Source organism: Aporhodopirellula sallentina SM41, from assembly GCF_000346505.1.
In the GTDB taxonomy this organism is placed as follows: domain Bacteria; phylum Planctomycetota; class Planctomycetia; order Pirellulales; family Pirellulaceae; genus Rhodopirellula; species Rhodopirellula sallentina.
The window spans coordinates 16,930-37,993 of the sequence record NZ_ANOH01000067.1; the positions used below are offsets into that span (position 1 = coordinate 16,930).

At 56.2% G+C, this 21,064-nt stretch carries 14 protein-coding genes; 7 read left to right on the forward strand and 7 right to left on the reverse strand.

What is annotated here, in order from left to right; all coding sequences use genetic code 11:
• Positions 1–21: 21 nt before the first annotated feature.
• From RSSM_RS03635 to RSSM_RS03660, 6 genes are read right to left on the reverse strand one after another with little or no spacing between them, the layout of a single operon-like run.
• The gene (locus RSSM_RS03635; RefSeq protein ID WP_008674606.1) at positions 22–1,278 is read right to left on the reverse strand and encodes a glycoside hydrolase family 117 protein; all 1,257 of its coding nucleotides are present in this window, start codon (positions 1,276–1,278) and stop codon (positions 22–24) included.
• Complete coding sequence (locus tag RSSM_RS03640) at positions 1,275–2,573, reverse strand: family 16 glycosylhydrolase (RefSeq protein ID WP_008674607.1); 1,299 nt, start codon at positions 2,571–2,573, stop codon at positions 1,275–1,277. The genes RSSM_RS03635 and RSSM_RS03640 overlap by 4 nt, the downstream gene beginning before the upstream one ends.
• Positions 2,574–2,628: 55 nt before the next feature.
• The gene (locus RSSM_RS03645; protein WP_008674610.1) at positions 2,629–3,747 is read right to left on the reverse strand and encodes a glycoside hydrolase family protein; all 1,119 of its coding nucleotides are present in this window, start codon (positions 3,745–3,747) and stop codon (positions 2,629–2,631) included.
• A 52-nt stretch (positions 3,748–3,799) separates the two neighbouring features.
• The gene (locus RSSM_RS03650) at positions 3,800–6,880 is read right to left on the reverse strand and encodes a glycoside hydrolase family 2 TIM barrel-domain containing protein (protein WP_160168088.1); all 3,081 of its coding nucleotides are present in this window, start codon (positions 6,878–6,880) and stop codon (positions 3,800–3,802) included.
• A 59-nt stretch (positions 6,881–6,939) separates the two neighbouring features.
• Positions 6,940–9,219: an FAD-dependent oxidoreductase gene (locus RSSM_RS03655; protein ID WP_008674614.1), complete on the reverse strand. Its 2,280-nt coding sequence runs from the start codon at positions 9,217–9,219 to the stop codon at positions 6,940–6,942.
• Complete coding sequence (locus RSSM_RS03660) at positions 9,216–10,931, reverse strand: sodium:solute symporter family protein (RefSeq protein WP_008674616.1); 1,716 nt, start codon at positions 10,929–10,931, stop codon at positions 9,216–9,218. The genes RSSM_RS03655 and RSSM_RS03660 overlap by 4 nt, the downstream gene beginning before the upstream one ends.
• Before the next feature lie 449 nt (positions 10,932–11,380).
• On the opposite strand from RSSM_RS03660, the gene RSSM_RS03665 reads away from it, so the two are divergent.
• Both RSSM_RS03665 and RSSM_RS03670 read left to right on the forward strand, forming a co-directional pair.
• Positions 11,381–12,538 carry an AraC family transcriptional regulator gene (locus RSSM_RS03665; protein ID WP_008674618.1) on the forward strand — a complete coding sequence of 386 codons (1,158 nt, stop codon included), beginning with the start codon at positions 11,381–11,383 and terminating at the stop codon, positions 12,536–12,538.
• 139 nt (positions 12,539–12,677) lie between these two features.
• Positions 12,678–13,964, forward strand: a complete 1,287-nt coding sequence (locus RSSM_RS03670; RefSeq protein ID WP_236620914.1) for a glycoside hydrolase family 117 protein — start codon at positions 12,678–12,680, stop codon at positions 13,962–13,964.
• Between the two features lie 284 nt (positions 13,965–14,248).
• Here the strand turns inward: RSSM_RS03670 and RSSM_RS03675 are convergent, their stop codons facing one another.
• Positions 14,249–15,274 (reverse strand): AraC family transcriptional regulator, encoded by a 1,026-nt coding sequence (locus RSSM_RS03675; RefSeq protein ID WP_008674622.1) that lies wholly within the window; start codon positions 15,272–15,274, stop codon positions 14,249–14,251.
• A 156-nt stretch (positions 15,275–15,430) separates the two neighbouring features.
• Here RSSM_RS03675 and RSSM_RS03680 point away from each other — a divergent pair, with 156 nt between their 5' ends.
• The 5 genes from RSSM_RS03680 to RSSM_RS03700 all read left to right on the forward strand — a co-directional run bounded on the left by RSSM_RS03680 (position 15,431) and on the right by RSSM_RS03700 (position 20,777).
• Positions 15,431–16,282 (forward strand): ThuA domain-containing protein, encoded by an 852-nt coding sequence (locus RSSM_RS03680; protein ID WP_160168089.1) that lies wholly within the window; start codon positions 15,431–15,433, stop codon positions 16,280–16,282.
• Positions 16,279–17,151 carry a sugar phosphate isomerase/epimerase family protein gene (locus tag RSSM_RS03685; RefSeq protein WP_008674626.1) on the forward strand — a complete coding sequence of 291 codons (873 nt, stop codon included), beginning with the start codon at positions 16,279–16,281 and terminating at the stop codon, positions 17,149–17,151. Before RSSM_RS03680 ends, RSSM_RS03685 begins: the two co-directional genes overlap by 4 nt.
• Before the next feature lie 92 nt (positions 17,152–17,243).
• Entirely contained in the window at positions 17,244–18,518 is a 1,275-nt protein-coding gene (locus tag RSSM_RS03690) for a Gfo/Idh/MocA family protein (RefSeq protein WP_008674629.1), read from the forward strand.
• Between the two features lie 14 nt (positions 18,519–18,532).
• On the forward strand, positions 18,533–19,771 hold the full coding sequence (locus RSSM_RS03695; RefSeq protein WP_008674631.1) for a leucine-rich repeat domain-containing protein: 1,239 nt from the start codon (positions 18,533–18,535) through the stop codon (positions 19,769–19,771).
• Between the two features lie 16 nt (positions 19,772–19,787).
• Positions 19,788–20,777 carry a DUF6807 domain-containing protein gene (locus tag RSSM_RS03700; RefSeq protein ID WP_008674633.1) on the forward strand — a complete coding sequence of 330 codons (990 nt, stop codon included), beginning with the start codon at positions 19,788–19,790 and terminating at the stop codon, positions 20,775–20,777.
• The last annotated feature ends 287 nt before the right edge of the window (positions 20,778–21,064 follow it).

Consider the following 21,064-nt stretch of genomic DNA (forward strand, 5'->3'; position numbering starts at 1 on the left):
TAGGTGACGGACGGCGGCGGCTTATCGGCCTTCGGGGTGTTCTTCCAAGGTGTGCATGCCTTGTTCAAAGTAGACGTCGGGTTTGTGCCAGACCCCGGTCTTTTTAAAACCTGGCTGGTCGACGTCCAGGCTGAAGTCACAGTCGAAACGTGCCAAGATCGAATAGCTCTTCTGTGGCGTGCCCGCGTTGACGAAGTGGCACAGTCCCCAGGTGAATCCGCGTCCGTCTTTGGTGTCGGTAAACATGTCCGGCGCAAAAGGGGCGGCCGCCGTGGGTGTCAGCGACAAACACGACGCGATTTCAAAGTTCACGCCATCGGGCGAATACTGCATCGTGTCACGTTCATTGCCGTCTTTGATCGCCAGCGCGGCCACGCCACCACGGAAAGGAAAATAGGTGGTTTCGTGTCCGGAATTCAGAACCGGATTCAACGGATGTTTGTGAAAGGGCCCCAGCGGGTCATCGGCGGTGGCCAGGCCATGAGCGACCGCGTACACGTCACGTTTGTCGGGCCATTTGTTGTACGCCGCTTTGTAATAAAGATAGATCTTGCCTTGATAAACAATCGGGTGCGGATCGTGCGTGGCGTTTTGGTCCCACTGGCCGGGTTTGCCGAACGGAATGATCGCGTCGCCGCCGTGAGTCCAAGGGCCGTCGGGTGAATCCGCATAAGAAACGGAAACCGGGCAAAGGTCCCCGCGAAGACCACTGGGTTCGTTGAACGCTTGATAGTAAAGGTAATATTTGCCCTTCCAAACCAAGATGTCGGGCGTGCAAACCGAACGCCAACCGGGGGCGGGTTTGGGCGGGCGCGCGACGGCAATACCCTGTTCCTGCCAAGTGATTCCGTCTTTGCTGGTCGCGTGCCAGATGTCAGAAAGATCCCAATCGGTGGACGGGATCGCATCGGTGGCTTCATCAGCACGATTCCATCCGATGGGCGGGACCGGTGATTGGCGGCGGGTGTACCAGATGTGATAAGTATCACCGACGCGGATCGGACGCGACGGATCACGCCGTGAAATCGTTCCGTCCCCGTTGTGGTAGTCGAATCCTTGCAAACGCGTGTATTTGAACTGTGAAAACAATTCATTGTCTTGGACGCGAGGTGCCGGATAGTCGAACATCCGGTGCATCGCGGAACTGAGCGGAATGTCGGGCCGTTGCTCGGGCATTTTATGCGGGAACACGGAATCCTGGCCTTGGCAACGTCCGACCGCTGGCAAGGTCAGGGTCAACACAATCAATGACCGAATCGAAAGGGACATCGCATTCATCGTTCATTTTCCTTTTGGTAATAGCGAACCCAATCGACCTTCATGCTGGTCCCGTCGATTTGGTCGGAAACGGTGCCGGCCCAATGGATGATGGCTTCACTGAGCCAGATCGGGCATTCACTTTTGCAAAACTCGTTGGGCGTGCGACGAAGTTCTTTGCGGTCCTGGTAAAAGACCAATTCGTCTTCGGTCCACAGCAAACCATAGGTGTGATAGTTGGCACCAAAGTCAGCTTCGTCCTTGGAATTCATGGTGGCCACATCCTGCCAAGTTTTGCCATCGTGGGCTTGGATCGTGTAGTCGCTGACTTGGCCCCATCCGGTCCAGTGTCCATCCTTTTGCCAGCCATTGATGAACTGGACGCAGCCGATGGTGATCGGATCAGGCCATTGCAGTTCGATCCATTTTTCGCCATCGTCGGGCGATGTCCAACTGGTGCTTATCGTTCCGTCGACCGCATGCTCGGGACGAGTGTTTGGGTTGTACACGCCACTGGCGGTGACTCGGGCGGATGCGTCGGCGGCATGATTGACCAGACCGTCGATGTCTTGGTCGGCGGATTCCGAAAGTGGATCTGGGTACCGGTCGCTGACACCAAAGACGCGGAGTTCGCGGATATGAAAATGCGGGCTGGTGTTGGAGGCTAATCGCAGACGCGTGGTTGTGATGGGAATTTCCAGCGGCAACGAATAGTCCGGACGCATGCCAAAGGCGAAACCTTTGTGAGCCGACGGATGAGACTTCTTTCCATCATCGCCGACCACGACGTCGGACCAATTGTGAATGTTTGTGTTCACTTCATTGGGATAGTGACCTTCGTTGATATCGATTTCAAATCGCTTGCCTTCGGTCGGGTCGTCGCCTCGTGTCATTAGCCAGAATGAATTGTTCGTTCCGGTGGCTTCGGCATAGCGATAGCGACATTCGAAATAGCCGTACTTGAATTTCTTTCGCGTCCAGATGCTGCCCGACGTCCAGTCTTGGCCACCGCGTTGCTGTTTCCGATTGACCAAGTGCAGAATGCCATCTTTGACCACCACGTTTTCACGCCATCGGCTGCACAAGATGTGATGGCTGGGGGCATTTTGGGATTCCCAGTGCTTGTCCAGGTCTTCGTTCGGATAGTCAAACTCGTCCTGCCAGACGAGTTTCCAACCAGACAGATCCATCTGCGGTTGTGAGACGGTCGGCGACGGATCGGCGGGATTTTCCGCAAAAGACGGTGCGACGACGCCCAAAACGACCGCCAACAAGCCGATCGTTAAAGGGCGAAGATAAACGTGAAGGCGTGACATTGTGGGATGGTGGGAGTGAAGGAGAAAGGGAAAGTGGTTGGGATTGCCATGCCGATCACTTTGCGTCGGGCGGCGTCAGCGGGATGTGGACGTTAAAGGAATGCACTTGCTGGGCGGTTTCTTCGGCGGCGCAGAACAGCACCGCAGGCTTGCCGTTTTCCATCCACAATTGAGGACGTTCCAAACGGTTCAACTTTTGATAAGTCCCGTCGGCCCACGTCAGTTCGCGGGCGGTGACCAGCGGGTTGGCGGCGATTTCCCAATCCAGTCCGTTCTTGGAAGTGAACAGCGACAGTGAATCGGTATTCAAACCGTTGAACGCGCCGTGATGGTCGTTAACGATCGCCAAGCAAGTGTCGCCCTGCGACCAAATGAAGGGATCTTCGGCGGAGAAGTTCTCGCCTGGGACGGTGAACAGCGGCTTCATGTGCTTTTCAAACGGACCGGTCGGCGAATCGCTTGTCGCGGCCAAGTGAACGACGGGACCTCCGAAGGGACGTTCGCGTTTCAATCCCACGGCTTTGTAAATCAACACGAACGTTCCATCGGAACGCCGCAGGATCGACGGGTTGCTGGTCATCAACGCATCGTGGGCTGATTCATCCGGTGTGATGTCGATCAGCGGTTGATCAAAACGCTTCCACGGACCGGCCGGATGATCGGCAACGGCGACGCCGATCCGCTGGTTGTTTCGGTGCGTCCAATTCAGCCGCTCGGTGGGCTTCCGATCGCCCGTATTGCCCATGTAGTACAGGTAATACTTTCCATCAAACTCGTGCACCGTCGGGTTGTGAGTGCAAAGCCCGTCCCAGTATTCGCCTCCACGTTCGGGCAACGCGATATCGACATGCGTGTACGGCCCCAACGGATGATCGGCGACGGCGTGCGCGATTTCCGAATGAGTCACCCAGGCACCGTGTTTCAAGTCACGGGGCCAGCGACTGTACAGCAGATGACATTTGCCGTCGGCGTCACGTACCATGCTGCCGCCCCAAATGTAATAGCCTTCGTCGATGAACTTCGCCGATGCGGGAACGGGCGACAGCATCGCGTGAAGGTTCAACTGGGCCGGATCATCGGTATGTGGGCTTTCGGCGCGAGCGGGACTCGTGAGGCCGATCGAAGCGATGCAGCACAGGACCAGCGAACAAGCAATGGACTGGATGACTTTCATGGGGTGGGCTCGTGGGGTGGGGTTTGGAAAAACAGGGCAGGTTGGCGGGAAATCATTCGGCAAAGACGTCTTCGGTGGCGTTCACGATGTTCGACCACCCGCTTTCTTTACCCGATGCGATTCGTTTCATCCGAAGCGATACTGATTTGGCATCGTTCACATCGACTGACAGCATGCCTCGCAGATCGGTTTGCAGTTCACTGGAAAGATCTGATTCGTCCTCGCCGTACTGAACGACGTAGGTCGCATCATCCGGCTGGGCGGAGTATCCAACGACCAGCCGGCCATCGTGAACGAAAGCGTGCCAGATGACTGGCGGCAAGATCGTGCCGTCGGTGGTCACATCGATCGGTTGCGACGGAACACTGTCGCCTTTCGCGTTGGACGTGATGACGCGGACTTGGTAATCGCCGCCGGCGGTTAGTTCACTCAGATCCACGTAGGGATCGATCGTCCGCTTGCTTTCGGTGGTCGTTCCGTCGGGACCGATGCAGCGAACGAACCACTCGTCGGCTGACGCGGGCCGATCAAAGAAGACGCGAATCGAATCGTGGCTTGCGATCGCCGTTGCGCCGGTCGGCTTTTGCGGAACCGCAAACCGCTGGACCGTTTCGTAGCGTGTGAATCCGTTGGGTGTCACCAAGCGTGCAACTAAGTCAAACGCGTCGGTGGGGAACGTTTGCCAGTGGATCGTTCCGGTCCAAGGCGAATCCCCGGGCTGAAGCGTCGGCAAATCGATCGACTCGGTCAGCAGCGTGTTGCCATCGGAATCGCGAAACTGCCATACCAGGTCGTAATCTTGCATGGTGAAGCAAGGATAGTCATCGCGACCGCGGATCGGGATCTTCACCGACGCATTGTTTTGATTGGGATTGACCGCGTCGATTTGGATGTCCAAAACGGGGCTGTTTTCCGATCGGCACTGCGCGAACAATCGTCGTTTCTGTCGCCAAACATTGACCAAGCCCCATGCACGGTTTTCGTCTTCCAACGTTTGTGCGTACCCGCTGCGGTAATCGTTGTAGGTCCACAGTGACGCGCCGATGACAAACGGAAAATGGCCGCGGATGCACGCGTTCCACTGATCCAGTTCGGGCAGCGATCCGTCCAAACTGGCTTCGGTGAATTTGCCCATGCCAAACTCGGAAAAGAAGATCGGCTTGTTCGGCCACTTCCGATGCAGGGCTTCGATCATCGTCGTCGGCCGCTGCATATAGCAGTTCTGCAGCATGACATCGGATTCGCCCAGCGGATCGGTTTCCGGGGTTTCGTGATCGCGATAGCCCGTGTTGCTGACACAACTGACCAAGCGATGCGGGTCCAATTCACGACGCACGTAATCGATCATCTTGGCGACGTACGTGTAGTGGTTGCTCAGTTCATTACCAACGCTCCATCCGATGATCGACGGATGATTCACATCACGCTCGATCATCTCCCGCAACCATTGACGTGTCAATGGATAATCGGGCGGTGTGAGTTCTGGGTTGGTCAGTTCGCGAACGTTGACCTCTTCGAACAACAGGATGCCGTTTTCGTCGCACAGTTCGATCAGCCGTTTGTTTTGCGTGCCGTGCATGATCCGCATGAAGTTCGCGTTGGCATTCTTCATCAGTCGGACATCGTGCCGCAGCACATGCTCGGGTTCCGAACTGCCCCAGTAACGATGGTCGCTGACGCGGTTGTATCCCGCCAAGCGGACCTTTTCGCCGTTCAGCCATAAGCCTTCGGGTTTGATCTGAACCTTGCGAATGCCGAATCGATCGCTGCGTGAATGCTGTGACGAACCGTTTTCACGAAGCGTTGTTTTGGCGTGATACATATGCGGTCGGTCGAAGTGCCAAAGGTGCACGTCGGCGGGCTTCAAGTCGATGTTGATGGTGGCTTCGCGGTCATTCTTCGCCGGCACCGTGATGGTGGCCGTGCCGGAGCCCAACAACCGATCACCGTCGTAAAGTTCAGTTTGCAGATCGACCGTGCGTTGTCGCGTGCTGTCGTTGGTCGCGCGGACTTTTGTTTGGATCGCCGCAGTGCCGGCGTTCAAATCTGGTTCCGCGTGAACGTACTGATAAGACACGCGGACGTCGCTGGTTTGAATCAGCGACACGTCACGGATGATGCCGCCCCAATTCCAAGTCGCGCCGACCAAGAAGTCATTGTCGGCTTCGACCGCCAACACATTTGTTCCGTCGAAATTCAGCTGGTCCGTGACGTCAAACTCGAACGGTGTCAGCCCGCCTTGATGACGTCCGACGTACCGACCGTTCAGAAAGACGCGAGCCACGTGATAGACGGCTTCGAAACGCAAGCGGATGCGTCGACTTTCATCGCGTTGCCAGGTTTGGGGCAAGGTGAAAGATCGTCGATACCAACCCTTTCCGTTGTAATTGCTGTACTCGTTCCGCATGCCCCAGTGACCCGGCACAGGGATCGCATCCCAATCGGAATCATCCAATTCGGGGGATGGTGCATTGCGGATGTCGGCACGTGATGCCAACCACTGTGCATCGGAAACCGGACGTAACATCACTGCGTCAGCGGCAACACCACCGGGCGTAATGGCGGACATTTCAAGGAAATGATCGCCGCCGGGATCCAATCGATAAACGCCCAGGCTGACCCATTGTGCGCATCGCACACGCTGGCTGATATGTTGTGTGTCGGTTCCGTCGGCGTGAGCAATCCGCACTCGCGTTGTCAGGTGATGACCAAAGGGATAATAGATGAAGTGTTCGAACAGGCCGGCACGCGGTGGCGTGGTGTCGAATCGGACGGCCGGCAATGATTCTCCGGGAACGAAGTCTGCGTCAGTGTAGAACCGGGTCCGATAGTCGTCGCCCCAAAGTTTCGTGTCGCGATCGCCTTCGGTTTTGCGTCCCCAATTTCCAACAACCTCGACAAGATCGTCGTTAGCATTGTCAATCACGATGTCATCCGGACCGGCCTGAATGCGGTGCGGATCAGAACCTTCGCCGAAGAACGTATTGAATTTCCACTCGCTGCCAAGCGAGACGACTTGTTCGTCCTCGCCAGATGGCTGTTGTGTATACGCTGACGGTGACGAAAGCATGCACCCGAGAACGAAACAGATTCGAACCAGGGGGAAATGCGGCGAATCGAATAGGTGGGACATCGGAGGGAATTGATGGGGGTGGGATTGCTGGATTCGGTTGGCTGAGGGCTCGTTCACGGTCATTCGAAGACGCGGACGCGGAACACACTGACGGGGATGCTGTTGTCCGTGCCGCTGACTTCGATCTTCAGCCCGCTGGTTTGCGTCGCGGGGAACGACAGATCGCAACGTGTTTGGTGGTTGTCGGAAACCTCGGCCAAGCAAAGCCCCGTATCATCCGTCACGCGAATGTTCGCCGCACAAAACGGCATGCGTGATTCGGGATGCCCCATCAGCACGGTTTCCATCGGGTGATCCAGGTCCGTGTCCAACGCGACGACGACGCGCCGAATCGTGACCGGTTGTTCCCAATTCAGATCCAACGTCGGTGACGCATCATCGGGCGACGCGACCCAAGCGTTGATGCCCGACGTCGGACGTTCGGGCCCGGTGATGACATTGGCTGGACCGAACCCGGACAGCGGCGGTGTGATCTGCATCGCCAAGTTCTTGCCGGCGGGCCTTCGTTGAGGCAGCCAAAATTCAAAGCGTTCGACGCCGATACCGTCCGGCGGATCTTGAACCGCCGAATTGCTGACTTTGCGTTCCAGCGTGTGGTGCACCGACAAGACACCGGTCATGCGCTGGTCGCTGAGTGATACCGTGACGTCAGGGTTGGCCATCAAGCAGACAAACAGATAACGCGGTGTATCGATCGTGACGTCAAAATCGACTTCCACCGATTGGCGTCCAGCGTCCACCGCCACGTTGCGACTTGCCAGGACTTCGTCGGGCGTGAAGGAGTCTTCGCGAGTGCAGCCGCGCAGTTCAAACTGGATCTCGGTGGTCGACTTGGCATCCAATTGAAACTGGAATCGCGGAAGCTTGCCCGGAACGATTGGCAGCAGCATTCCGACGGGACTTTCCAATGGGATCGAGTCGTCGCCCGCCGGCAGACATTGCAATTGCAGTTCACTGCTGGCCGACACCGTCGCCTTGGTCGCCAAGTCGGCTTCGTCATCGGTCAAGACGTGTGGGATGTGTTGACCGGTCCGCAGCAGTTCTTTCTGCAGCCCCCGCATCCGAACCTCATCCAACAAATCCTTGGGGACCAAGTTGTCTCGATGACAGATCGCCGCCGCCATGCCGACGGCTTGAGCGTTGTGGGCACACGTGGCCATGACGCGAGTCGATCCGAATGCCAAGTGGCTGGCACTGATGATCCGACCGGCCAAGAACAGGTTGCGAATGTTGCGGCTGTACATCGCACGGAAGGGAATCGGATAGACGCCTTTGCTGTGCCACTGATTGCAACCGGGCAGATCGCTGTAAACGCCATCGGACGGGTGCAGGTCGACGGCCCATCCGCCAAAGCTGACCGCGTCGTTGCATCGTCGTTGTTCGATGACGTCTTGCTGGATCATCATCGTGTCCCCTTCGAAACGACGACTTTCGCGTTTGCCGGGGATCTGGCCGACCCATTCCAACGTCAACGTTTCAGCCTCGGGAAATTTCCCCGAGTTTTTCATGTAGTCCCAGACGCCGTAAACGATTTTCCACAATTCCCACTTGATCGTTTCGGTTTCGTGGACGGTATCCAGACGACCGCCGTATTCGATCCACCACAGTCGGCAACCGTCTTGGCCGACCGCAAAGTTTCGCCAACGCGGAATGGCTTTGATGTCTTTGATCGCAAAGCTGGGCGGCACGAATCGAACCGGTCGCCCTGTGTCTTTGGTGTAGAAGTAAATCGAATGGCCCAGCAGTTGGCCGTAACTTTCATCGGGTGCGAACTGTTCACCGAACTCTTCTTTCGTTTCCGCGCCCATGCGGAACGCGGCACCCGACATGAAACCGATGATGCCGTCGCCCGACGCGTCACAGAACAACCGCGAAGACACATCGTACATCGTGCTGTTCTGGCTACAGAACGCTCGCACTGACTGAATCGTGTCCGGGTCGCTCTTGGTGACTTCGAATGCGGCCGTGTTCAACAGCAACGTGATGTTGGGTTCTTCGACGACCTTTTCCAACAGGATCGTGTCCAAGATCAGCGGGTTTCCGTCGCTGTTGCGATACGTGTTTTCGACAAAGATCTCGTCGATCACGCCACCTTCGCGGGCCCAGCGGTTGTTGTTGCCCATGTGCGACGTCGCGCCCAACGCCCACAAGCGGACTTCGCTTGATGCGTTGCCGCCCAGCACCGGTCGGTCTTGGATCAAGACCACGCGGATGCCGGCACGAGCCGCAGTGATGGCGGCGCACACACCGGCCAATCCGCCGCCGACGACGACAAGGTCAGTTTGAATTTGTTTGACCAGAGGCGATCTGGTTTCGGCGACGGGTCCGTCGTTGATCATGATGGTGTCGAAATTTGTGAAAGGTTTGTGCGAGATTTGCGATGGGCGGCGTAACCGATTCCGGCAGACAGCAGGATCAGTGCGCTGGCAAAGTAGCCGATCGTTGCCAGGCTCTGCGTGTTGACAAACAACAACGCGAACATCATCAAGCCACAGACCATCAACGCGCCCGACACGATGAAGCCGGGCGTGGGATCAAAGGTCGTTGCAACGGGGCTCGATGCGTTGTTCGCGACTTGGCCAGCCTGTGCCGTGTGGTGAAGACGTGACCAACCGGGCGACGTGCCCTTGGATAGCAATTGCACGACGGTCAAAACCGCGACGGGCAAGACCACGCCGACGACAACGTCGGGGTACTTGCCATAGGCGGCAAAAAAGTCGGGCCAGCCGAACTTCACCGCCGCACCGGCTAAGAAACAAACGCCCGCGGTGCACCAAACGGCCGTCTGTGAAATGCGTCGACTGAACAGCCCCCATATCGTCGGCGCTAACAGCGGTCCGACCATCAAACTGGTGATCGTCACAATCACGTCTTCGGCACCGCCCATTGCGGGAACGGCAATCGCCAACGCAATCAGGATCGCTCCCAGAACGAAGCTCATCCCGCGGCCGACACGCAACAAGTGCCGTTGATCGGATTGCGGACGCACGCGTTTGTAGATGTCTTCGGTCAACACGCCGGCGAAGACGTTCAACTGCGAACTGACCATGCTGGCCGTCGCCGAAAACATGGCCGCGATCATCAAGCCCAACATGCCGATCGGCAAAACATGTTGGCACGACAGAACGTACGCTTGTTCCGGATCCGCGTCGGGATTGATCACGCGATAGGCCAGCGGCGGTAACAACCACAACATCGGGCTGACCAAGTACAGGATGCCGAACAGGTAGGCACTCTTCTTTGCGTCGCGCGCACTGGGCACGCATAAGAACCGCTGGACGAACGCCCATTCCGCGCCGACCATGAAGAAGTGGATCGCCACCCAACCGGCCAAGAAGAACCACGTGTAGTCGCCCGAGACAGGATTGAAGAATCCTGGCGGTGCACGATCGATCAGCGAGCTGATTCCGCCCGCGTCCGCCACGATCAGCGGGATCATGAACAGCACGGCCAAGTTCAAAACGATGAACTGCAACACGTCAGTCATCAGCACCGCCCACAGCCCGCCGACCATCGTGTACAGCACGACGATGCCGCCGAACACCAGGATCGCCCAAGTGATCGACAGATTGCCGGTCGCCGGATCACGCAGCGGGTTTCCTTCGGCCAACGGCATCAGCGCGACCAACAACACCGACAATGAATACAACGCCACCGCCACGCCGACCATGCGATAGATCATCATCGACCAGGTGTAAAAGTGCAGCGGACCGACGCCGTAACGCTTTTCGATAAACTCCGCCGGCGTGCGAATCCCGATCCGCTGCCAGTGACCGGCGACGAAGTATCCGACCAACACCGCGGCGACGCCGTAGCAAAGGTTGATCATCACCGCGACGATCCCAAGCCGATACGCGATGCCACCCCAGACAACAAACGTCCCGGCGGAGAACATCGTCATGAACGCGCTAAGCCCCGACGCCCACCACGGCGATTGACCGCCCGCGGAAAACAGGTCACCGGTGTTCTTCACCTTCGCACTTAACCCAACACCCACGGCAAAGATGCCCAGCAGGTACGTCAGCAAGACGACATAATCGGTCAGGGTCATTCGAATGCAATTACGTGGTAAGTCATTTGCCGGGCAGTCAATTGCCGGGCGTACAGTTGCCTGGATCGATCCAAGCGTTCGGCTCAAAGGAACCAGCCCGCCTTGGGCGTTCGATCTCACATCGCCAGCGGTTACTAAACGATACTCCGCCCCAGAGCCTCTTGTCCACGAAAAGAAAGCGCAGAAAATCTTAGCATTCACGCCAGGCGTCGATTAACTTGATTCGGCAAACGAACGGTGCGAAAGAACGTTCCGACGCCGCCAAATAGCCGTCTGATTTCAGTTGACTGCTTAACGCGTCGGTTGCCTTGAGCCTGGCCGTGCGATGCGTTTTGAAAGTCTTATTCGATCACCCTTCGTTACTCATTTGGCCCCATTCAGGTTGAAAAAGATGCGTCACGTCCTTCCATTGCTTCGCGGACGAGCCAGCCACTAACGAGCCGAAAACGTTGTCAAACAATCGCGAAAAACAGATCGCCGTCCTTGTCGATACCGCAACAGGATGGGGACGACGGATGGTTCGAGGCATCATTCGCTACGCCAATCAACGCTCGCACTGGCATCTATGGATTGAGGCCCGTGGTCAAGATGAACCGTTGCACCTGCCGCCTGGTTGGTCGGGTGATGGAATTCTGGCTCGAGTGGCCACGCGCCCGATCGCTCGTGAAGTTGAGGCTGCTTCAGTACCGACGGTAAACGTTTCAGCTATCGAGTTGGGTGACGTTCAACTTCCTCGTGTTACGAGCGACGTGGTCGGCTCGGCTGAAATGGCCGTCCAACATTTCACCGACCGCGGCCTCAAACACTTTGCATATTGCGGGCCCAATCGAATCGCGTGGGTTGGACTGCACTGCGATACCTTCGTCGACAGCGTTAACCAATCCGGCTTTGAATGCAGCGTTTATCGTCCACGACGAGGCGCAGGCAAGGGTTGGAAAAACCGCAGGGCAGACATGGCTCGTTGGCTCGCAAACCTTCCCAAACCAGTGGGAATTCTTACCTGGGCCAATCGTGTCGGACGTGAACTCATCGAGGTGTGTCGCGAAAACAGCATCCTCGTTCCCGAACAAGTCGCGATCCTGGCCGGCGATGACGACGACTTGCTATGTGAAACGTGCAGTCCACCGCTATCCGGCATTCAAGTCGACTCGGAACAGATCGGGTATCGCGCCGCTGAACTGCTCGATCGCATGATTGATGGACGCAAAACACCCAAACAATCCATTCGTGTTCCGCCACTGGGCATTTGTGCTCGACGATCGACGGAGGTCCTCGCGATCGACCAACCCGAACTCGCACTGGCGGTGCGTTTCATTCGTGAACACGCGTCCGAACCGATCTGTGTTGCTGATGTTTTGAAAGCAGTACCGATGTCGCGGCGTGAATTGGAACGACAATTCCAACGGGTTCTCGCCCGATCTCCCGCGGCCGAAATTCGCCGTGTGCACTTGGAACGCGCCAAGGACCTGCTAACCAACACTGATCAACCGATCCCCGAGGTTGCCCGTCGTTCGGGATTTGGTTCACCGGAATATCTAGCACAAGTCTTCCGTCGCGAGTTCAATATTTCACCGCTAAAGTACCGCATTCAAATTCGTGGAGGATAGACAAAGCCTCCGCGGCTCCTATGCTGTTGAACAGAAATGGAAACCTCGCTTTCGATGTTCGCCATCGTGATCGTAGTACTTCCAAACATCCTTTCGCCAAACACATATGGCAGCTTGGTCCCCACGTTTCGGCACTACGATGATGCATAGAACACCGCTTCATTGGTTCTATCTACTTCCCGCATTGGTTCTCGCGACGCTCGCGAAAGTTCCCGCGGACGAACCCACGACCGCGTTTCCCTACACAGTTACCGATGAGACAAAGGATCGAGAACTCAGCGCCGCAATGCGCCGGAGTTTCGAGCACTATCCGGCACCACGTTTAGAAGACAACGAGCTGTACTCGCAGTTCAAATACACGCCACTGAAAGGATTCGACTACCACGGTGGCGACGGAACCGTGTCCAGGCGCGATGCGACCAAAGTGGTTCGCGAAAACGGAAGGTACTACGTTTGGTACACGCACCGCAGCACTCCGACACCGCCGAAGGGTCCCGACAAGTGCACCGACACCATTCCGTCGACCGACTGGGATTTAGCCGAGATTTGGTACGCGACCAGCGACGATGGATTCACGTGGACTGAACAAGGCGTCGCGGTCCCTCGTCCAACGAAGCCCAATCCGGGATGGCGTTCCGTCGCGACGCCGGGCGTTTTGAAGTTCAAAGACAAGTTCTATCTGTACTACCAAGCGTTCTCCGAACCCAGCATGACGCGAGGCGACTATTGTCCGATTTCGGTGTCGTTTGCCGACTCGGTGGATGGACCATGGACGCCCGCCAATACCGAAACCGTTCCCACCGGCAAACCGGGCGAGTGGGATCAGTACGCTGTCCAAGACCCCAACCCACTGGTCCACAACGGTAAGGTTTATCTCTATTACAAGTCGGCGTTCAATCGTCCCCATGCTTTGTGGGTCGCACAAGGGTTAGCCATCGCGGATAACCCTCTCGGCCCGTTCATCAAACATTCGCTCAACCCGGTCATGAACTCCAGCCACGAGGTCGCATTGTTTCCGTTCAGAAAAGGTGTCGCCTGCCTATCGATTCGTGACGGGCAAGAACACTTTACCGTTCAATATGCCGAAGATTGGATCAACTTTGAAATCGCATCCATCACCGAACTGATGCCCGTCGCCGCCGGCCCGTATGTCCCCGATGCCTTCACCGATTCGGGCGACGGTCGTGGCATTACCTGGGGTATCTCGCACTTTAAAAATGCGACGAGAAACTGGTCACACCAACACTCGATATTGACTCGATTCGATTGTGATCTCAGTCTCGACGTGGACGATCCTGAAATGAAGAAAAGCCATATCGACTATCGTCCTGAACACCACTACCAATTCGGGCTCAGCAACAAACAACGCGAACGAATCGAAAGAGAAAATCGCCAACTGCGGTCTGAGGACCAGAAAACTCCCTAATGCCCCTAGTGTGCATCACGATCGAGAATGAGGGTTCAAGGGCGTAGCGAAAGTTGCCAAAACTTTCGGTGACTCACGAGCCCTCCCGAAACTCTTGGCGAGTTTCGCTACCCTCGAATTTGGCTTTGACGCACCACTAAAGCCATTTGTCCTTCATCGCGGTCAAAGAGACCCAAGCAAGACTTATCCGGACGATTCGCTGCCCGCCGTAGTTGCGACGACTTTGAACCAATCTTTCGTTTCCGCCATTGGCCGGGATTGATCGAGCGAGAGCCGATGTTCAGTCAGTCTTTATTCTCGAGACGATGCTTCTGCGGCGAATAGCCGTAGTGACGCCGGAACACGGTGGCAAAGTACTGTGGCGAGCTAAAACCACACGCCCGTGCGACCTGCGCATTGCTGAGATCGGAGTGCTGCAGCAGCAACTTCGCGGCGGCTTCCAACCTCAACCGATTGAGGTGTTGCATCGGCGTGGTATTGGTCAACCGACGACAGTACTCCGTGAACCGGGTCACCCCCAACCCGCAGGATTCCGCCATCATTTTTAGTGTCCACTCTTCCGCGAGATGGTGATGATCGTTGCGGAGATCATCGAGGAACAACTCGACGGTTCGCTGTGTGTCCGCCAGGCTCGCATCTTTCTTGACATCGCGACTACGCAGAAGGTCGAGCAGCAAGAGCAACATTTCGTTGATCAACAGTTTCAACCACGAGACATTCGCTACTTCAGTTGTGTGTCCCTGTTCTCCGAGAATCCGGGAGATGCGTTGAAAACACTGACTCACTTCGTTTGCCTGCGACCAAACCGGTTGCTCGTTCTGTCTCAGCAGGCTCGTTAACTCATCGAGGTCATCCCGCGTCAGCACGATCCACGGCGGCCAACGCCAATGCTGGTGCGGCCTTCGCACGCCGAGGTCAATGATTATCCAGTGCAATCGACCGGGACCGATCGAAGGAGAGCCGAGACGATGTCTTTGCCACGGTCGCGTGATCGTGAGGTCATTCGGTTGCAGTTGGTGAACTTCGTCTTCGACCGCGAATTCGAGATGCCCTCGCTCCAACAAACAGATCTCGAGCCCTTCGTTCTGATGCCAATCCAATCCCCAGTGTTGCTGCTTCTCCGCGTTCCAGTAACCGAGCGTTTTCAGCCCGGGCATTGCCGAACCCGGCAGTGGCTTTCCTGGATAATGACCATGCACCACCGCATCGAAAGTCAGATCGCCGTCCCGAGCGGCACCCAACAATGGCTGGCACGAATCCGCCCGGTAGGTCTCGTCCTGGTATTTGTAGATGGGTATGCGTTGGCTCATGGGACCATCCGGCCGAGTTCAAAATTTCGCAGTGAAGCATAACGAAATTTACCCGCAATGCCGGAACTGTAAAATAGTCATCGCGAAACCCTGAGAATACCCTTCCTCTCTTCAGCATACCACGTGTTCACTTTATCCCACCCCTCGAAATCGCGATTGGTCGCGCAGACGTGTATTGGCCTCGCATTCGTTGTTCTCGGAGGTTGGGTCAGTGGGGATGAGAGTGGCGATCCCAACTCCGGCGTTTCGCCAGAAAATCGCCAACGCGGTGCGGATCCCATCCGAGTATTGCTGCTAACCGGCCAGAACAATCACAACTGGCGAGCCACCACCCCGCAACTTCAATCCATCCTCGAAGAAGGCGGCTTCTCCGTCGACATCGAGTATCACCCCGAGCGACTCACTAGTCGGCGGTTGCAGAATGTTGATGTGATTCTGAGTAATTGGAATACCTACGGAGGGTCTCGTCCCCCAAACGCCGCATGGTCGGAAACGCTCAAGCACACTTACCTCAGTTTTGTTCGGCAAGGCGGAGGTCACGTCGTCGTGCATGCGGGATCGTCATCGTTCCCGGATTGGACGCCGTATCACGAAATGACATTGGCAACGTGGAAAGTCGGACAAACCGGTCACGGCCCACAGCACGATTTTCGGGTTCGGATCGATGCAAGCGATCACCCGATCACACGCGGCATGAAAGACTTCACGATTCATGATGAGTTGTGGCACCGCACGGCGGTTCAAAAGGACAGCACAATCCTGGCGTCAGCCTTCTCTAGCCCTGAACACCGTGGAACGGGTCAGATCGAACCGATTGCCCTCGCGCACAACTACGGCGAAGGCCGCAGCTTCACATTGCTGCTCGGTCACGCGGCCGAGCAAATGAGTACTCCCGGATTCAAAACATTCCTGATTCGCGGCACCGCCTGGGCCGCGGGTGAGAATCATGCGGACACCCAAACGAGCGATTCACAACCAATGCCTGTCCCTAATCGAGAACAACAATGAAGATTGGTGTATTCCTGCTGATCGAACCCTTTGCGAGCGTGGAAGTGCAGCTCCAACGCGCCAAGAGCATGGGATTCGACTGTGCCGACATCACCGACACAAACTCCGGTGGCAGCATGTTGGCAACCGCGGGTTTCTCGCCGACCGTTAGCCTCGATGACAATCCCTTCGAGGTCAAACGGCTCTTCGAACAATACGGCATTCAACCATCGACCGTTTGCGCCCATGCAGGCTTGCTCGAACCGAGTAATCCCGCGACCTATGCAACCGCCGAAATCATGAAAGCGATTCGATTTGCCGCTGCCATCGGAATTCGAGACGTCGTCACGACCGACATGGACCCGAAATCGACGTGGGCCAAAAACCTGTCCTACGCTGAACAGGTTTTTGTCGTTGCCGAGAAACTGGTCGCACCGGTTGCCATGGCGGCTGACTACGGGGTACGCGTCCTACTCGAACCACACGGGCCGGTCACGGGCAGCATTCGCGGTTTGCAAGACGTGATGGACCGCTTGGGCAGCCCGGAATCTCTCGGCATCAACCTCGACACCGGCAACGCTTGGCTCGGTGGTGCCGACCCGGTCGAAATGGCCACTGTATTGAAGGACAAAATCCATCACGTGCATTGGAAAGACCTGGACGAGCAGTGGGAATCGAAACGCGGAACCGTTTTCGGATGCGGCTTCTCAACCATCGCCCTTGGAGACGGTGTGATTGACATTAAGGGCGTTTGTGATGTGCTGAAAAACCGCGACATCAAGTCTTCCACATTGGAAATCATTGGCGACGAAGACATGCTACGACGCAGCGTCGAATACCTGCACGAATGTGGAGTGAAATCCAGTGCAACGGCACCTGCCCCCGTTTGACGGATCTCGCCGCACATGCCTAGGTTCCACGTCCCACATCACTCAAACCGATCCCTCTCCGAACTCCCCACGATCTCCCACGGAGCAACGACATGAAATCCAACACAACTCGGCGAGATTTTCTCAAAACCGGTTCCGCCCTCGCCGTCGGAGCATCGGCTCCCTACGTGATCACGAGCAGTGCTCTCGGCGACCGCCAAAAGCCACCCGCAAGTGATCGAATCACTGTCGGACACATCGGTGTTGGCTCGCGAGGACGCAGCATTCTTAACCAAGTCAGACGGGTTCAGGACGCACAGATCGTGGCCGTGTCGGACTGCTATCGCGACCGGCGCGAATCGATCGCGAAAGTAATTCGTGGCGAAGCCTATCAAGACTTTCGTGATCTGCTGGCCCGGGATGACATCGACGCAGTCGTTATCGCCACTCCCGATCACTGGCATGTTCCCATTGCGATCATGGCTGCCCAGGCGGGAAAGAGTGCCTATGTTGAAAAGCCACTGGGGCTGTCACTCGAACAAACCCTGGCGTGCGAAAAAACGTTTGCCGAGCACGGTGTCGTCTTTCAATACGGTACCCAGCAACGCAGCACCGCACACTGTCATCACGGATGCGAACTGGTTCGACGAGGGGCCATCGGGAAGGTACACACGATCGAAGTGGACTGCCCCAACGGAGGCGAAGGCGGCACGCCCACTCCATCGCCGATACCAGACGGACTGGACTACGACATGTGGCTCGGCCCGGCCCCGCAGACCCCATACACCGTCGATCGATGCAAACCACCAGGAAGCTACTGGATCTACGATCAATCGATCGGGTATCTCGGTGGATGGGGTGCCCATCCGTTGGACATCATGGTGTGGGGCAGTGACGCCGATCTGAGTGGATTAATCGAGGTGGAAGGCAATGGGGAAATCCCAACCGATGGGCTTTACGACTGTGTGTTCAACTGGGACATGAAGATCAAACTAGGTGACGTGAAAATGACATTCCGCCCCGGAGCCGATCGCACCAAATTCATCGGCGAAGAAGGATGGATCGAAGTTTGCCGCAGCAAAGATCGCACGGCGGCGAGCGATCCAGTTCTGCTCGCAACGAAACTCGATACCGAAGACACACAATTGCTCGTCAGCAATCATCACCAAGGAAACTTCATCCAAGCAGTCAAGGAAAAAGATCCTACGGCGGCGGTATCCAATATGAGTGACGCCGCACGAAGCGACACGATTAGCCACCTCTGCGATATCGCGGTCCGCACGGGTGAGAAGATTGTCTGGGACCCGACGAAGAAACAGTTGGTGGCCCCGAGTGAGCGTGCCAAAGCGATGCTTTCACGCGAAATGCGCGGACCATGGACATTATGATGCTCCCGTCGACTATGCCACGTAGCTCCGCATTTGCCTTATGCGTACTGATCACGCTGATCGGAGGCTGCGTCAAAGTTGCCCCCAACGGCTCAACCGAAACGCCTCCCGCGGTCGAATCAATTTTGTTGACCGAGACGCAGGTTGCCTCTGTACGCCACGCGGTGGAAGCATGTGGTGGCACGCTACAGTTGGACGATCGGGGACAACCGACCCTCATTGACCTCGCCGTGGACCGGGGCTCCGCCGACGAGGCTGGATTGCGTGCGGCGTTGGAATGCACCAACCTCAAAACTCTCCGCATTCGTGCCGCCGGCGCTCCCGCGGGTTTGCTCGCTGAGATAGGAAAGCTGACACAGCTCGAAGAACTGTATTTGCAGAACGTGTCGGTCGATAATAGTTTGCTCGCGCAAACCGTCGGTCGTCTTCCTCATCTCCGGCAATTAACGTTGCGGAACACGCCCGGACTCGATGACATCACACCGATCGCAACCCGACCGAAGCTGACTCACCTGGCGCTCATCGACCAGCCCATCGTCGGTGAGCATCTGTCGACGTTGCTCGAAGCATCTCAATTGGTTTCGCTCGATTTGCGGATGTGCAGTCAACTCGGAGGCAAGGACATTGCTTCATTGAGCCATTTCCCCAGGCTCAAATCACTGAAACTTGGGGAATATGGCATCGACAACGAAAGCATGGATGCAGTCGCGAAAATTAAAACTCTCGAGAACCTAACCATCGAAGACGCCGCTATCGACGGCGGCGGCTTGACCGCGCTGACACCTATCGCGTCTCAAATCCGAACCCTTCGTTTGTCGCGCTGTGCTTCGCTCGATGATGATGCCATGCAGGTGACAAAGGCATTCACACAACTGCGAGTGTTGTTACTTCGTGACCTTCCGGTGACAGGCGAATTTCTGGCAAACGTCCACCATCCCGAACATCTAGACACGCTCACGCTTCGCCAACTCTTTCTCGGCGATGAAGCCTTCGACGCGATTGCAAATTGCAAAAACCTGAAACGTCTGAATCTGGCGGACAATTACCTCGATCCAACATGGATCGAAATCATCGCCACGCTTCCCAAACTCGAGACCCTCGATCTATCACGCTGCGGGCTCGACAAGGCATCCGTTCTGCTGCCACTGAAGCAACTGCCACACTTGAGAACATTGAACCTGTCGGGCAATTCTGACATTAGCGAAGAAACGACGAGAGAAATCCTCGAGAGTTCCCAAACTGACGCATCGTAAGGCATCGGATCCGGCAATGAAACCAATCTGCACCTTCCTACTCATCCTTCTGACGCCGTGCTGTTGCGATGCAGCTCGCCCGGGCAGCGTAATCGAAGACGCCAAAAGTATCTCAGTCCAAACCGACGGAACGACACTGTGGAAACTGAATCATGATCCGGTCGAAGGCAAACCGTATTTTCATCCGGTTCGCCCGCCCGGTGGATCAGTCTTCACCGACCTACGTCCCCATGACCATCCTTGGCACCGCGGCATTTGGTTCTCATGGAAGTACATCAATGGCGTGAATTACTGGGAAGAAGATCGAGACACCGGATTATCTCACGGCCGTACGCGGCTGGAATCGAGCAAACGGGAGACCGCGTCAAACGGTGATGTCTCCATTGCGCAAGAACTCGAGTATGCTCCGGGTTCCGACGCGAAGGCTGTCCTGCATGAAAGCCGCACAATCAGAATCAGCACGGTTGAAGACTCGGGCAATTATGCAATCGATTGGGTGTCCCGTTTCCAGGCTCTCGACCAGGCGATCACCTTGGGCAGAACACCGATCCCTGGTGAAGTCGGAGGAAAATCATACGGAGGATACGCCGGTCTTTCCATTCGGATGAGTGAACCGATGCGCCGGGGAACGTTTTACAACAGTCACGGGGACGAAAACGAAGACTGCCACGGAAGGCCATCACCCTGGGTCGCGTTCCGCAACGATTCCGGCCAAAGCCTGTTGTTCCTAGATCACCCGGACAATGATCCGTTCCCTTCAAAATGGTACGTCGCACCGGGAATGCCCTACTTCAGCCCTGCGGTTTTGTTTGACGAGAAACGAACAATCAGAGCGAATCAAACGCTTACACTGAAATATCGATTAGTGGTCTGCTCCGGCCCGATCTCTCGCGATGAAAGCGAGACGCAGTGGGAGAAATGGGTTGAAGAGGGTGATAGCGCAAGCGAACTCAAATTGGAAGCGGATAACAAAACAATCGTCGAGCCCGTCCGATCACTCGACTAGCTGACCGGTGTCAATGAGCTCTGGTTGATCGGCTGAGTTTCGCAGTTCATAAGGATTGACGGCCTTGTGATAAAGTTTTTCCGCAGGTCGAACCATATCTCGTTTGGCCAATTCATAAAGATCCAGGCGGCGCTGAGAATCCGTGGCGAACCACGTGCGCGCGTACGGTGTTTTTCAGGTTCCTCCTCCGATGTTTATCAACGTACAACTCACCTGACCTGAGGTTGCGAATGTGCCATCATGTTCCAACGTGAATTGAGTCAACCTTTTACGGGCAGTGGTTATTG